The sequence below is a fragment of the Nonomuraea sp. NPDC050790 genome, from assembly GCF_044456745.1.
Taxonomy (GTDB): Bacteria; Actinomycetota; Actinomycetes; order Streptosporangiales; family Streptosporangiaceae; genus Nonomuraea.
Genome location: NZ_JBITGF010000001.1, coordinates 1,615,669 through 1,629,811 on the forward strand (window position 1 = coordinate 1,615,669; position 14,143 = coordinate 1,629,811).

Consider the following 14,143-nt stretch of genomic DNA (forward strand, 5'->3'; position numbering starts at 1 on the left):
TAACCTAACTTCATGGCTGGATCTCCACCCCTTCCATGGGAGCCGCCCGATGTCGGACCAACCCTCGATCTCCCGGCGCAGCCTGCTCGCGGGCGCCACCACTCTCGGCGTGGCCGGCGGGTACGGCCTGCACGCGGTGCTCAGCCCGAGCACCGCCGCCGCGCCCGTCAGGGCCCACACCGCCCATGCCCCCGCCTTCGAGGCCGTGGCCCGCCAACCGGGCGCCGCGACGGTGTTCGTCCGCACCGCCGCCGCCACCGACGGCGTGCTGCAGTTACGCCCCTACCGCGACCGCCTGCGCGTGCCGCCCCGGGCCCGGCCGAGGCGCGAGCGCGGCCTGTCCACGCTGACGGTCACCATGCGCACCGTGACCGCCCGCCTGCACGCCGACCTGCCGCCCACCACGCTGTGGGCCTACGACGGCCACTTCCCGGGCCCGACCATCGAGGTCCACCGCGGCGAACGGCTCCGCGTCACCTGGGCCAACGCCCTGAGCGGCGCCTACCCGGTCACCGCCGTGCAGCTCCGCGCCCAGCCCGGCCCGGTGCCGGTCTGGGACCTGCCCGGCAGGAGCGGCGCGACCCCGCGGGCGGACGTGGCCGCGCTGCCGCCCTGGACCGTGGTGCACCTGCACGGCGCCCACACCGGCGGCGGCAACGACGGCTGGGCCGAGAACGCGGTCGCCCCCGGCGCGGCGCAGCTCGCCGAGTACGCCAACGACCAGCGCTCGGGCACGCTGTGGTACCACGACCACGCGATGCACATCACCCGGTTCAACACGATGACCGGGCTGACCGCGGGCATGTTCCTGATCAGGGACGACGAGGAACGCGACCTCGATCTGCCGTCGGGCCCGTACGAGATCCCGCTGGTGCTGTGCGACCGCAACTTCGACACCGACGCCGACGGCCGGGTGAACGGCCGCCTGCTGCACAAGATCGCGGAGTACCCGCAGCAGACCGAGACCGTCGTGCGCTCCTTCACCGGCCCGTACACGCTGGTCAACGGGACGGTCTGGCCCTATGCCGAGGTGAAGCCCGCGTGGTACCGCTTCAGGATCGTCAACGCCTCCAGCATCCGCCCCTACCTGCTGCGCCTGGTCGACCAGGACGGGCAGCCGGTGCCGGGCCGGGTGTATCAGATCGGCAGCGACGCGGGACTGCTGCCCGCGCCCGTGCCGATCGAGGACTGGGTGCTGCTCACCCCGGCCGAGCGGGCCGACGTCCTGGTCGACTTCACCGGGCTGGAGGGCCGGTCGCTGCGCTGGGTGGACGCCTCGTTCATCGCCTCGCCGGTGCCCGAGGTGATCAACTTCCGGGTGGACGGGGACCGGCGCCCGCCGCGCTTCACGCTGCCCGCCACGATCAGCGAGAGCTTCGAGCGGGTCGATCCGGCGGCCCTGCCCCAGCGCAAGGAGCGGCTCGTGCTCATCACCCCGGCCTTCCCGATCAACGCGGAGATGTGGGAGATGGAGCGCATCGACGCGCCGCCCGGCCCGCTGCCCGCCGACGGGATCGTGCAGTTCGAGGATGCGAAGGGGCAGGTCACCACCTACCGCAGGCTCTCCAGGGACTACCCCGACCCGGTCGCCTTCCACGTGGCCGACGGCGACTGGGAGACCTGGCGGTTCGTCTCGCTGGAGGGCAGCGGGGTGCCGCATCCCATGCACGCCCACGGGTTCTCCTTCCAGGCGCAGGAACGCCTGCGGCTGGACGCCTCCGGGTTCCGCTACTTCACCACCGGCGGCTCCAGCCGGCTCGGCGGCGGCACGGAGAAACCGATCAAGATCCTCGAACCCGAGGAGCTGCGGCCGGAGGAGCGCGGCTGGAAGGACGTGATCGCGGTCGGCTTCCGCGAGATGATCACCACCGTGGGCCGGTTCACCGGCTCGGTCGGGCGCTTCATGCACCACTGTCACATCTACGAGCACGAGGACCACAAGATGATGCGCCCGTTCGTGGTGCTGCCCAAGCAGGTGGCGGCGATGGATCCGCACGGCACGGGCGGCGGCCACTGAACGCCCCAACAGTCTTGACAGACGCTCATCAAACGGACAAATTAGGTTAGCCTAACCTAACTTCATTCTGACCTATGAGGGGCTTCAGGATTGGATGGCATCGGGGACTCCGTGGCTCTGGTCACCGGCGCGGGCAGGGGCATCGGCGCCGCCGTCGCCGCCGCGCTCACCCAGGCGGGGGCCACCGTGGCCGCCGCCGACCTCGACGGCACGCCGTACCGGCTGGACGTGCGCGACTCCCGCGCGGTGGACGGCCTCGTCGAGCGGGTCGAGCGCGAGCTCGGCCCGATCGACATCCTGGTGAACGTGGCCGGAGTGCTACATCCCGCTCGCGCCCAGGACACCGACGACGAACGCTGGCGGCAGACCTTCGCCGTCAACGCCGACGGCGTCTTCCACACCTGCAGGGCCGTCGCCCGCCACATGGTCCCCCGGCGGCGGGGATCGATCGTCACCGTGGGCTCCAACGCCGCCACGATCCCCCGCGTCGGCATGGCCGCCTACGCCGCCTCCAAGGCGGCCGCGCGGGCCTTCACCCGATGCCTCGGCCTGGAGCTGGCCGGGCACGGGATCCGCTGCAACATCGTCTCGCCCGGCTCCACCGACACGGCCATGCTGCGCGTGCTGCCCGGCGGCGACCCCGTCGCGGGAGACCCGGACACCTTCCGCACCGGCATCCCGCTCGGGCGCGTGGCGCAGCCGCGCGACGTCGCCGAGGCCGTGCTCTTCCTGGTCTCCGCGCGCTCGCGGCACATCACCCTGCACGACCTCCTCGTCGACGGCGGCGCCACCCTTCGCGCCTGAGTGATTGGAACTCGATGGAAAGTCTGACCACCGCCGCGGACCCGCTCGCGGGATACGAGCGCACCCGGTCGGTGCTGTTCGCCTCCCCGAGGGGGACGCTGCTCACGCGGGGCAGATCCACGGTCGTCGGCGGCGAGCTGGCCACCCTCGCCGAGCGGCTGCCCGCGTTACTGGGGCGGTCCGGTGGGCTGGCCGCCGGGGCGATCTCCTTCGACGGGACCGCGCACCTGCTCATTCCCTCCGAGGTGTCCTGGTCGGCGCCGCTGCCCGCCGCCGTCGCGCCGGTGCCCAGCGGGCGGTGGTGGCGCAGGCACACCCCGGCGCCCGCCGCGTACATGCGGGCGGTACGGCTGGCGCTGGCCGAGCTGGAGGCCGGCAACCTGGACAAGGTCGTCCTGGCCCGCACCCTGGAACTGCGCTCGGACGAACCGATCAGCCTGCGCCAGTTGCTGCGCCCCCTGCTCGGCCACGGCTACTCCTTCGCCACCCCGCTGCCCGGCGGCAGCACGCTGGCCGGCGCCAGCCCCGAGCTGCTGGTCGCCCGCCACGGCCGGCAGGTGGTCAGCAACCCGCTGGCCGGCTCGGCCGAACGCAGCGCCGACCCCGCCGAGGACTCCCGCCGGGCCGCGGCCCTGCTGGAGTCGGCCAAGGACCTGCACGAGCACCGCCTGGTCGTCGAGGCCGTCGCCGAACGGCTGCGCCGCCACTGCGACGACCTCCACGTGCCCGAGGCCCCGCGGCTCACCTCCACCGCGACGATGTGGCACCTGTCCACCAAGATCACCGGCACGCTGCGCGACCCGGTCACGTCGGTGCTGACGCTGGCCGCCGCCCTGCACCCCACCCCGGCCGTGTGCGGCACCCCGCAGGCCGCCGCCCGCCGGGTGATCGGCGAGCTGGAGGCGGTCGAGCGCGGCTTCTACAGCGGCCTGGCCGGATGGTGCGACGCCTCCGGCGACGGCGAGTGGGCGGTCGCCATCCGCTGCTGCGAGGTGCACGAGCACACGGTCCGGCTGTTCGCCGGCGCCGGCATCGTCGCCGGCTCCGTCCCCGAGCGGGAGCTGGCCGAGACCACGAGCAAGTTCCGCACGGTGCTGGACGCGCTGGGAGCGGGCGCCGATGCACTGGACTGAGCAGGAGGCCGCCCGCTACCGCGCGGCCGGCTACTGGGCCGGCATCACCTTCGGCGACCTGCTGCGCGACCTGGCCGCACGCTATGGCGAACGCCCCGCGCTGATCTCGCCCCAGGAACGCTGGAGCTTTCGCGAACTCGACGTACGCGCCGACCGGCTGGCCGCCGGACTGCGCGCGCGGGGCATCGGGCCAGGCGACCGGGTCGTCGTCCAGTCGCCGAACGTGCCGCACTTCCACCAGGTCTGCTTCGCCCTCTACCGGCTCGGCGCCTGGCCGGTCTTCGCGCTGCCCGCGCACCGCGCCGCGGAGATCTCCCACTTCTGCGCCTTCACCGAGGCGGCGGCCTACATCTGCCCGGACGAGGAGCACCGCGCGTACGCGCCCGGCACCCCGTCGATCACCCTGGACGAGCTGCCCGAGACCGACCCGGTCGAGCTACCCGGCCGCGACCCCGGCGAGGTGGCGTTCCTGCAACTGTCGGGCGGCAGCACGGGACTGCCCAAGCTGATCCCCCGCACCCACGACGACTACATCTACAGCTTCCGCGCCAGCGCGGAGATCTGCGGGCTGCGCGAGGACAGCGTCTACCTGTGCGCGCTGCCGGCCGCGCACAACTTCCCGATGAGCTCGCCGGGCGTGTTCGGCGCCCTCAGCGCGGGAGCCGCCTCCGTCCTGGCCCCCGACCCCAGCCCGAGCACCTGCTTCCCGCTGATCGAGCGCGAACGGGTCACGATCGCGGCGCTGGTGCCGCCGCTGGCGCTGCTGTGGCTGCGCGCCGCCCGCGGCACCGCCCACGACCTGTCCAGCCTGGAGGTCCTGCAGGTCGGCGGCGCCAAGTTCAGCGCGGAGGCGGCCAGGCGGGTGCGCCCGGAGCTCGGCTGCGCCCTGCAGCAGGTCTTCGGCATGGCCGAGGGACTCGTCAACTACACCCGGCTCGACGACCCCGAGGACCTCGTGGTCACCACCCAGGGCCGCCCCCTGTCACCGGCCGACGAGATCGTCGTGGCCGACGACGGCCAGCTCCTCACCCGCGGGCCGTACACGATCCGCGGCTACTGGCGCGCGCAGGAGCACAACCGGCGCGCCTTCACCCCCGACGGCTTCTACCGCACGGGCGATCTGGTACGGCTGACGCCCACCGGCCACCTCGTGGTCGAGGGCCGCGCCAAGGACCAGATCAACCGCGGCGGCGAGAAGATCGTCGCCGAGGAGGTGGAGAACCACCTGCTGGCCCACCCGGCGGTCCACGACGTGAGCGTGGTGGGCCTGCCCGACCCCTACCTCGGCGAGCGCGCCTGCGCCTACGTCATCTGCGCGGGCACGCCCCCGCCCAAGGCCGAGCTGCGCGCGTTTCTGCGCGAGCGCGGCATCGCCACCTTCAAGATCCCCGACCTGTTCGAATACGTCGACGCCTTCCCCAACACCGCCGTCGGCAAGGTGAGCAAGCGACATCTCCGCGAGAGGACCTGACGATCATGGCCATTCCCGAGATCGCCCCCTACCCGATGCCCAGTCAGGTGCCCGCCAGCCGCGTCGACTGGCGGCCCGACCCGCGCAGGGCCGTCCTGCTCGTCCACGACATGCAGAACTACTTCATCGACGCCTACACCCCTGGCCAGTCGCCGATGGTCGAGCTGATGGCCAACGTGCTCGCGCTGCGCGCCCGCTGCGCCGACCTCGGCGTGCCGGTCATCTACTCGGCGCAGCCGGGCGCGCAGAGCAGCGAGGACCGCGGCCTGCTGCGCGACTTCTGGGGCGAGGGCGTCGGCGCCGACCCGCGCGAGGCCGCGATCGTGGCCGGTCTCGCGCCCCGCGAGGACGGCACCGTGATCACCAAGTGGCGCTACAGCGCCTACCAGCGCACCGACCTGGCCGCCCTGACGAAGGACAAGGGCCGCGACCAACTGATCATCTGCGGCGTCTACGCCCACATCGGCGTGCTGATGACGGCCTGCGAGGCGTTCATGCGCGACGTGCAGCCGTTCGTGGTGGCCGACGCGGTGGCCGACTTCTCCCTGGAACACCACGAGATGGCCCTGCGCTACGCCGCCGAGCGCTGCGCGGTCACCACGACGACCGCGTGGATCAGCCGCGCCCTGAGCAGGGAGGTGGCCGGTGTCTGAGACGGCCCTGCGGCTGCGCGCCCAGGTCGCGGAACTGCTCTACGTCGAGCCCGAGGAGATCGGCCCCGACGACGACCTCCTCGCGGCGGGCATGGACTCCATCCGGCTGATGACGCTGGCCGAGCAGTGGCGGGCAGAGGGCGCGGAGGTGTCCTTCCCCGACCTGGTCGAGCGCCCCACGCTGGCGGCCTGGGCGGAGCTGCTGGGATGACCATGCCCCTGACCGGGGCCCAGGCGGGCATCTGGTTCGCGCAACGCCTGGACCCCGGCAACCCCCTCTACAACGCGGCGGACCGGATCGACGTCCACGGGCCGCTGGACCCCGCCCGCTTCGAGCGGGCGCTGCGCCGCTGCCTGGCCGAGGCCGAGCCGCTGCGGCTGCGTTTCACCGAGGAGCCGGCCCAGTACGTGCCCGACTGGGACTCCGTCAGCGGCCGCCTGGTCCTGCTCGACCTGCGCGGCGAGGCCGACCCCGAGGCCGCGGCCACGGAATGGATGCGAGCCGACACCGGCGCCCCCGTCGACATGGTCACCGGGACCCTGCACCACCACGCGCTGCTGCGCCTGTCCGACGAGCACACGGTCTGGTACCTGCGCGCCCACCACATCCTCATCGACGCCTACGCGCTCTCGCTCCTGGTCGGCCGGGTGGCGGAGATCTACACGGCGCTCACCGACGCCCTGTCCCCCGGCCCCAGCCCGTTCGGCACCCTCGCGCCCGTGCTGGCCCAGGAGCGCGACTACCGCGAGTCGCGGCAGTTCGCCGCCGACCGGGCCTACTGGCTGCGGCGCCTGGCCGGCCGCCCCGACCCGGTCGGCCTCACCCGCGAGCCGCCGACCCCCGCCCACGAGGTCGTCCGCTGCCGCGCCGCCCTGCCGCCCGCGCGGCACTGGGACGCCCTGGCCCGCCAGGCCCGCGCCACCTGGGCCGACGTCGCCGCCGCCGGGGTCGCCTGCTACGTCGGCCGCGTCACCGGCGCCACCGACGTGGTGATCGGGCTGCCGCTGATGAACCGCTCCGGCGCCGCGCTGCGGGTGCCCTGCCTGGCGGTCAACGTGCTGCCGCTGCGGCTGGACGTGCGGCAGGGCCGTACCCTGGGCTCGCTCGTGGAGCAGGCGGCGCGGCGCATCGCCGAGGCCCGCGCGCACGGCCGCTACCGCAGCGAGGACCTGCGCCGCGACCTCGGCCTGGCCGGGACCCGGCACCCGCTGACCGGTCCGATGCTCAACATCAAGCCCTTCCCCACCGAGGTGAAGTTCGCCGGATCCTCCGCCACCGTCACCAACCTCGCCGCCGGGCCGGTGGACGACGTCGCGATCACGATCAGCTTCGACGGCGACCGGCTGACCCTCGGCCTCGACGGCGACGCCGCCCGCCACACCCCCGAATCGCTGGGCGCGCACACCCGCCGCCTGGCCGCCTTCCTCACCGCGCTCGCCGGCGTGCCCGCCGGCACGCCCCTCGGCCGCCTCGACCTGCTCACCGACGACGACCGCGCCGCGCTGCCCGCCCCACCCCGCCCTGCTGCCCCACCCCGTCCCGCCGCCGCGCCGCAGCCCGTCATCGCCGCCTTCCAGGACCGGGTACGGCTGACGCCGCACGAGGTGGCACTGGTCAGCAAGGACGACGCCCTGACCTTCGCCGAGCTCGGCGCCCGCGTCGACCACATGGCCGGCCAGCTCGTCCTCGAAGGCGCGGGACCGGGCGCGATCGTCGCCCTCGCGCTGCCCCGCTCGGCCGAACTCATCGTCGCACTGCTGGCCGTGCTGCGCTGCGGGGCCGCGTTCCTGCCGGTCGACCCCGCCTACCCGGCCGAACGGCGGCGGCTCATGCTCACCGACGCCGCCCCCACGATCGTCATCACCCCGGGCTGGGCGCAGGACCGCGCCGCCCCGCGCACCCGCATGGCAGAGCCGCGCCCCGGCGACGCCGCCTACGTCATCTACACCTCCGGCTCCACCGGCAGGCCGAAAGGCGTCGTCGCCACCCACGGCGGACTGGCCGCGCTGCTGGCCGGACACCGCGAGCGGCTCGTCCCCCACGGCGAACGGCTGCGCGTGGCCCACACCACGTCCTTCTCCTTCGACGCCGCCCTCGACCCGCTGCTGTGGATGGTGCTGGGCCACGAGCTCCACCTGATCGGCGAGGACGTCTGCGCCGACCCCGACGCGCTGACCGCCTACGTGCGCGAGCACGCCGTCGACTGCCTCGACCTGACGCCCTCCCGGCTCAAGGAGCTGCCCGGTCTGCTGGCCGCCCCACCGCGCGTCACCGTGCTCGGCGGCGAGGCCGTGCCGACCCCGATGTGGGACGGGCTGCGCGAGCGCACGCGGGCCGTCAACCACTACGGGCCGACCGAGGCGACCGTCGACGCCTACACCTGGTTCGGCGACGGCCACGAGGGCCCCACCGGCGCGACCGGCGTCCACGTGCTGGACCTGGCCCTGCGGCCCGCGCCGCCCGGGGTGGCCGGCGAGCTGTACCTGTCGGGCGCGGGACTGGCCCGCGGCTACCTCAACCGGCCGGCCCTGACCGCCGAGCGGTTCGTCGCCGCCCCCGGCGGCGAGCGCCTCTACCGCACCGGCGACCTGGCCCGCTGGACCGCCGCCGGCCGCCTCGAACTGCTCGGCCGCGCCGACGAGCAGATCAAGCTGCGCGGCCTGCGCATCGAACCGGGCGAGATCGAGGCGGTGCTGGAAAGCCACCCGGACGTCGCCGCCGCCGCGGTCGCCGTACACGGCGAGCGGCTGATCGGCTACGTGACCCCCGCCGCCGACCCCCGCCTCGTGCGCGCGCACGCCGCCGAGCACCTGCCCGCCGCCCTCACCCCCGCCGTGATCGTGCCGCTGGACACGCTGCCCCGCACCCCGGGCGGCAAGCTGGAACGCGCCGCCCTGCCCGCGCCCGCCGCCGGGGGCGGGCGGGACGCCGACGCGCGCACCGCCGCGGAACGCGCCCTGTGCGAGCTGTTCACCGAGGTGCTCGGCGTCGCGGCCGGGCCCCGCGACAGCTTCTTCGACCTGGGCGGCCACTCGCTGCTGGCCGGACGGCTGGCCGGGCGCATCCGGGAGAGCTTCGGCGTGCGGCTGCCGGTCAGGGACGTCTTCTCCGGCCCGACGCCCGCCGAACTGGCCGCCCGGCTGCCGGCCGACCGGGCCGCCAGGCCCCCGCTGCGCCGCCGGCCCCGGCCGGAGCCGATGCCGCTGTCCTCGGCGCAGTCCAGGATCTGGTTCCTGCACCGCGCCGACGGGCCCGGCGCGGCCCACAACCTCCCCCTCGCCGTACGGCTCAGCGGCCCGATGAACCGCGAGGCCCTGTCGGCGGCGCTGGCCGACGTGGTGGCCAGGCACGAGATCCTGCGCACCGTCTTCCCCGAGCGCGACGGCGTGCCGTACCAGGAGGTCAGGCTGCCCGCGCCGGTGGCGCTGCCGATGTGGCAGCCCGACATGCCCGAGACGGCGATGCGCACCATCGCCGGGCGCGCCTTCGACCTGACCCGCGAGCCGCCCTTCCGCGCCCACCTGCTGCGGCTGGGCGCCCGCGAACACCTGCTCATGCTGGTCCTGCACCAGATCGCGGGCGACGCCTGGTCGGTGGCCCCGCTCGTACGCGACGTCCAGACCGCCTACGCCGCCCGCACCGCCGGGCACAGCCCGGGATTCGACCCGCTGCCGGTCCAGTACGCCGACTACACCCTCTGGCAGCTCGACCTCGGCGAGCCGGGCCGCGAACACTGGACCAAGGCCCTGGCCGGTCTGCCCGAGCAGCTCGCCCTGCCCGCCGACCGGCCGCGGCCCGCCGTACCCACCGGCGCGGGCGAGACCGTCCCGGTGGCGATCCCGCCCGAGACCTGGACCGGCGCGCTGGAGCTGGCCCGCCGCGGCCACGCCACCCCGTTCATGGTGCTGCACGCGGCGCTGGCCGCCCTGCTGACCAGGCTGGGCGCCGGCACCGACATCCCGACCGGCACGCCCGTCGCCGGCCGCCACGACGGCGCGCTGGCCGGGGCCGTGGGCGCCTTCGCCAACCTGCTCGTGCTGCGCGCCGACACCTCGGGCGACCCCGCCTTCGCCGACCTGCTGGAACGGGTGCGCGACAGCGACCTGGCCGCCTTCGACCACCCGGAACTGCCCTTCGACCGGCTCGTCGAGGCCCTCAACCCGGTCCGCTCCCGCGGCCGGCACCCGCTGTTCCAGGTGCTGCTCGCGCTGCGCGAGCCCGACGAGGTCCGCGTGGTGCACACCGGCACCGCCGCCGTCGACCTGGCCCTGCACCTGGACACCGGCGGCAACGGCTACCTGGAGTACCGCACCGACCTGTTCGACCGCGACAGCGCCCGAGCCCTCGCCACCCGCTTCACCCGCCTGCTCGGGCAGGCCGTCACCGAACCCGGCCTGCCGATCGGCCGCCTCGACCTGCTCGACTGCGCGGAACGCGCCTGGCTGACCGGCGGCGTCGGGCACGACCCCGGCCCCGCGGGCACGATCCCCGACCGGTTCGAGGCGCAGGCGCGGCGCAGCCCCCAGGCCAAGGCCATCGGCACCCTCACCTACCGCAGGCTCAACACCCGCGCCAACCAGCTCGCGCACAAGCTGATCGCGCACGGCGCGCGGCCCGAGGCGGTCGTCGCCGTGGACCTGCCGCGAGGCCCCGACCTGGTGGTGGCGATCCTCGCGGTCCTGAAGGCGGGCGCGGCGTGCCTGCCGCTGGACCCGTCCGACTCCCGTGAACGCGTGGACGCCGTGCTCGCCGACGCCGGACCGGTGTGCGTGATCGACGAGAGCTGGCTGCGCGACCTCGGCGACTGGCTCGGCCACAACCCCGAACGCGGGCTGCGCCCCGACCACCCCGCCTACCTCACCTACGCCTCCGGACCGCCGGGACTGCTCGTCACCCACGCCAACGTGCTGCGCATGCCGGCCGAGACCGGCGGCGCGCTCGCGTTCGCGCGCCGCGAGGTCTGGGCGAGCGCCGGCCTGCCGCCACGGGAGCTGTGGGGCGCGCTGCTGTCCGGCGGCCGCCTGGTCATCGTGCCGCACGCGGCCGCCCGTTCGCCGCTACGGTTGCTCGCGCTGCTGCGGCGGGAGAAGGTGACCGTGCTCCACCTGACCCCGCGCGACTTCGACCGGCTCGTGGCCGACGACGACGGCCGCGAGCTGCCCCTGCGCCACGTCATCGTGAACGGCGCCCTCCACGACGCCGTGCGCGACTGGCGGCGCGACGGTCCGCGGACGGTCACCGTGCGCGGCCTCACCGAGACCAGCGCGCACGTCGCCGGCCCGCCGCCGGAGGGGGGCCGCCACCCGCGCGTGTACGTGCTGGACGAGCACCTGCAGCCGGTCCCGCCAGGTATGACGGGCGAGGTGTACGCGCCCGGCCCCGCCCTGGCCCGCGGCTACCTGGGCCGCCCCGGGCTGACCGCGCAGCGCTTCGTCGCCGACCCGTACGGGCCGCCGGGCGCCCGCATGTACCGCACCGGCGAGCTGGCCGCCTGGCGGCGCGACGGGACCCTCGTCCACGTCGGCAGGCAGCGGCCCCGGCCGGCCGGGGCCGGGGCGCGCCCGCCGTACGGTCCGCGCGCGCGGACGTTGTGCGAGCTGTTCGCCGAGGAACTCGGCCTGGCGCGGGTCGGCGCCGAGGACGGCTTCTTCGACCTCGGCGGCCACTCCCTGGCCGCGGTACGGCTGGCCGGCCGCATCGGCCGGGTGCTCGGGACCACGCTGCCCGTCGGCGCGCTGTTCACGGCGCAGACCCCGGCCGCGCTGCTGGACCTCATCGACGGCGAGCGGCGCGCCGACCCGCTCGGCGTGCTGCTGCCGCTGCGTCAGGCCGGGTCGCGGGCGCCGCTGTTCGCCGTGCACCCGGCCGGGGGGCTGGGCTGGTGCTACGGCGGGCTGATCAAGCACCTGCCCGACCGGCCGGTGTACGCCCTGCAGGCGCGCCGCCACCCGCTGCCCGCCACGCTGGCCGATCTGGCCGCCGACTACGCCGCGCAGATCCGGTCGGTCCAGCCGGAGGGGCCCTACCACCTGCTGGGCTGGTCCACCGGGGGCGTCATCGCGCAGGAGCTGGCCGTGCTGCTCGCCGACGTACACCTGCTGGCGATCCTCGACGCCCAGCCCGCCGAGACGCTGCGCGAGCTGCCGCCGCCCGACGAGGCGGAGGCGCTGGAGGCGCTGCTGACCATGAGCGGCCACGTCCCCGGCGGCGCGCTCACGCTGGAGCGGGTGGCGGAGATCCTGCGGGCGGACGGCGGCGCGCCGGCCGGGCTGCCCGCCGGGACGCTCGCCGAGCTGCGGGACGTCCACCTCAACACCGACCGTCTGGTGCGCGGGCACGACACCAGGGTGTACCACGGCGACGCGCTCTACTTCCGCACCGCCGCCGCGCACGGCCGGGGCAGGGCGGCGGCGTGGCGGGCGTACATCACGGGCGTGATCGACGCGCACGACGTGGACTGCGGTCCGGCGGACCTGACCCGGCCGGGGCCGCTGGCCCGGATCGGCGCGGTCGTCACCGCGCGTGCCGAGCAGGACAGACGGCCGTCTTGATGCGAGCACACGGCGGCCGCGTCAGGCTCTCGCGCTGACCCGCGCGGCCCGCGCGCCGCGCGCGGGCAGGCACAGGGCGGCGGCCAGGCAGGCGACCGGGATCACCGGCAGCACGTAGCGGTGGTCGAAGTCGAGCACGGCGACCGGCCCCACCAGCAGCCCGGCCGCCAGCGCCCACGGCAGCAGCGCCACGCGCGGGCGGCGCACCGCGGCCACCGCGCCCAGCAGCAGGATCGCGGCCAGCAGAGGACCGCGCAGGTAGGCCGCGTACTGGTAGACGATCAGGAAGTCGGCGTACGGCCCGGCCGACGACTGCCCCCGGATGCCGGAGTCGTACTCCTCGCGCACCTTGTCGATCAGCGGCTGCTCGGGCAGCGGCCAGTGCCCCCTGGCGAAGCCGAAGGCCGGGGTGGTGCGGGCGGGGTGGGCGATCGGGGTCCAGGAGAACGCGATGGAGGTGTCGCGGGCGACCTCGCCCAGGTAGTCCAGCGGCTGGGCGAGGATGGCGCGGATCGCAAACGAGCGGGCCAGGTCGTTGTGGGCGAAGCGGTCGCCGGGCAGCCGGTTCAGGGCGGAGCCGGGGGCCCAGACGTACTCCGAGGCGGCGTCCAGCACGGTGCCGTTGGGGCAGAGCGCGGCCTGGTCTTCGGGTGGCTGGATGACGGAGCAGTCGGCGAAGGTCATCGTGCGGGCCCACAGCGCGACGCCGTCCGCTCCGCTGATCGCGAACCTGCCGTGGTGGCCGGCGTACCAGGCGGCGTACGCGGTCAGGGGCAGCACGCCCGCCAGGGCCAGCGCCGTCACCGGCCGCCAGCCGGCCCGCCGTACGGCGAGCACGAGAAGGACCAGCAGCAGCAACGGCAGCGCGATCGTGCGGGTCAGCGCGGCCAGCGAGAACAGCAGCCCCGCCAGGACGGCGGCGCGCACGCTCAGGCGCGGCGACCACATCAGCACGGCCAGGCCCGCCACGACCAGCGCGATGAACTGCGTGTCGGACAGGATGGCGTGCTCCAGCCGCAGGAACGAGGCGTCCAGCAGCACCGGCGCGGCGGCCAGGGTCGCCGCCCAGCCGGGTACCGACCTGCGGCGCAGCACGGCGTAGATCATCAGGCCGATGCCCAGGCCGAGGGTGTGCTGGACGGCGGCGACCAGTTCGACGCTGTGGAAGGGCATCAGCGCCCGCAGCAACAGCGGGTAGCCGATGGGGTGGAAGGCGGCCGACGGCGCGAGGTGCGCGGCGGTGTCGAGGTAGGTGAAGGAGTCGTACCAGTACAGGCGGGGCGGCCGGTAGCCGAGCATCGTCACCACGCGCAGCGCGGCGGCCGCCGTGAGGAGCGCGGCGAAGGCGCGGTGTCCGGCCAGGGCGCGGGCGCGGGGGCGCGGCGCGGGGGTCACGCGGGGTTGGGTGAGCACGCGGCATCCGATCGGTTCAGGGCATGGCGAGCACCGCGCATGGCGGCATGCGCGGTGCTGCGAACGTGGATGGGTCAGAGGGGGCCGGTCACCGCGGTCC

Annotated in this window: 8 protein-coding genes; 7 read left to right on the forward strand and 1 reads right to left on the reverse strand. The window is 75.0% G+C overall.

The genetic code is table 11. From position 1 onward, the window contains the following. Positions 1-49: 49 nt before the first annotated feature. The 7 genes from ACIBEJ_RS07225 to ACIBEJ_RS07255 all read left to right on the forward strand — a co-directional run bounded on the left by ACIBEJ_RS07225 (position 50) and on the right by ACIBEJ_RS07255 (position 12,630). Complete coding sequence (locus ACIBEJ_RS07225; RefSeq protein ID WP_397181722.1) at positions 50-2,017, forward strand: multicopper oxidase family protein; 1,968 nt, start codon at positions 50-52, stop codon at positions 2,015-2,017. A gap of 90 nt (positions 2,018-2,107) precedes the next feature. Further along, positions 2,108-2,821, forward strand: coding sequence for an SDR family oxidoreductase (locus ACIBEJ_RS07230; protein WP_397181723.1), 714 nt, complete (start codon positions 2,108-2,110; stop codon positions 2,819-2,821). Between the two features lie 14 nt (positions 2,822-2,835). Beyond that, positions 2,836-3,954: an isochorismate synthase gene (locus tag ACIBEJ_RS07235; protein WP_397181724.1), complete on the forward strand. Its 1,119-nt coding sequence runs from the start codon at positions 2,836-2,838 to the stop codon at positions 3,952-3,954. Continuing rightward, on the forward strand, positions 3,941-5,425 hold the full coding sequence (locus tag ACIBEJ_RS07240; protein ID WP_397181725.1) for a (2,3-dihydroxybenzoyl)adenylate synthase: 1,485 nt from the start codon (positions 3,941-3,943) through the stop codon (positions 5,423-5,425). Before ACIBEJ_RS07235 ends, ACIBEJ_RS07240 begins: the two co-directional genes overlap by 14 nt. Before the next feature lie 5 nt (positions 5,426-5,430). Beyond that, entirely contained in the window at positions 5,431-6,078 is a 648-nt protein-coding gene (locus ACIBEJ_RS07245; RefSeq protein WP_397181726.1) for an isochorismatase family protein, read from the forward strand. Then, on the forward strand, positions 6,071-6,289 hold the full coding sequence (locus tag ACIBEJ_RS07250) for a phosphopantetheine-binding protein (protein ID WP_397181727.1): 219 nt from the start codon (positions 6,071-6,073) through the stop codon (positions 6,287-6,289). The genes ACIBEJ_RS07245 and ACIBEJ_RS07250 overlap by 8 nt, the downstream gene beginning before the upstream one ends. Next, positions 6,286-12,630 carry an amino acid adenylation domain-containing protein gene (locus tag ACIBEJ_RS07255; protein ID WP_397181728.1) on the forward strand — a complete coding sequence of 2,115 codons (6,345 nt, stop codon included), beginning with the start codon at positions 6,286-6,288 and terminating at the stop codon, positions 12,628-12,630. The genes ACIBEJ_RS07250 and ACIBEJ_RS07255 overlap by 4 nt, the downstream gene beginning before the upstream one ends. A 21-nt stretch (positions 12,631-12,651) precedes the next feature. Here the strand turns inward: ACIBEJ_RS07255 and ACIBEJ_RS07260 are convergent, their stop codons facing one another. Next, positions 12,652-14,043 (reverse strand): hypothetical protein, encoded by a 1,392-nt coding sequence (locus ACIBEJ_RS07260; protein ID WP_397181729.1) that lies wholly within the window; start codon positions 14,041-14,043, stop codon positions 12,652-12,654. Between the last annotated feature and the right edge of the window lie 100 nt (positions 14,044-14,143).

Coding starts and splice junctions, on each gene's coding strand:
- ACIBEJ_RS07225 (WP_397181722.1), top strand. CDS start 50: ATGTCGGACCAACCCTCGATCTCCCGGCGCAGCCTGCTCGCGGGCGCC.
- ACIBEJ_RS07235 (WP_397181724.1), top strand. CDS start 2,836: ATGGAAAGTCTGACCACCGCCGCGGACCCGCTCGCGGGATACGAGCGC.
- ACIBEJ_RS07240 (WP_397181725.1), top strand. CDS start 3,941: ATGCACTGGACTGAGCAGGAGGCCGCCCGCTACCGCGCGGCCGGCTAC.
- ACIBEJ_RS07245 (WP_397181726.1), top strand. CDS start 5,431: ATGGCCATTCCCGAGATCGCCCCCTACCCGATGCCCAGTCAGGTGCCC.
- ACIBEJ_RS07255 (WP_397181728.1), top strand. CDS start 6,286: ATGACCATGCCCCTGACCGGGGCCCAGGCGGGCATCTGGTTCGCGCAA.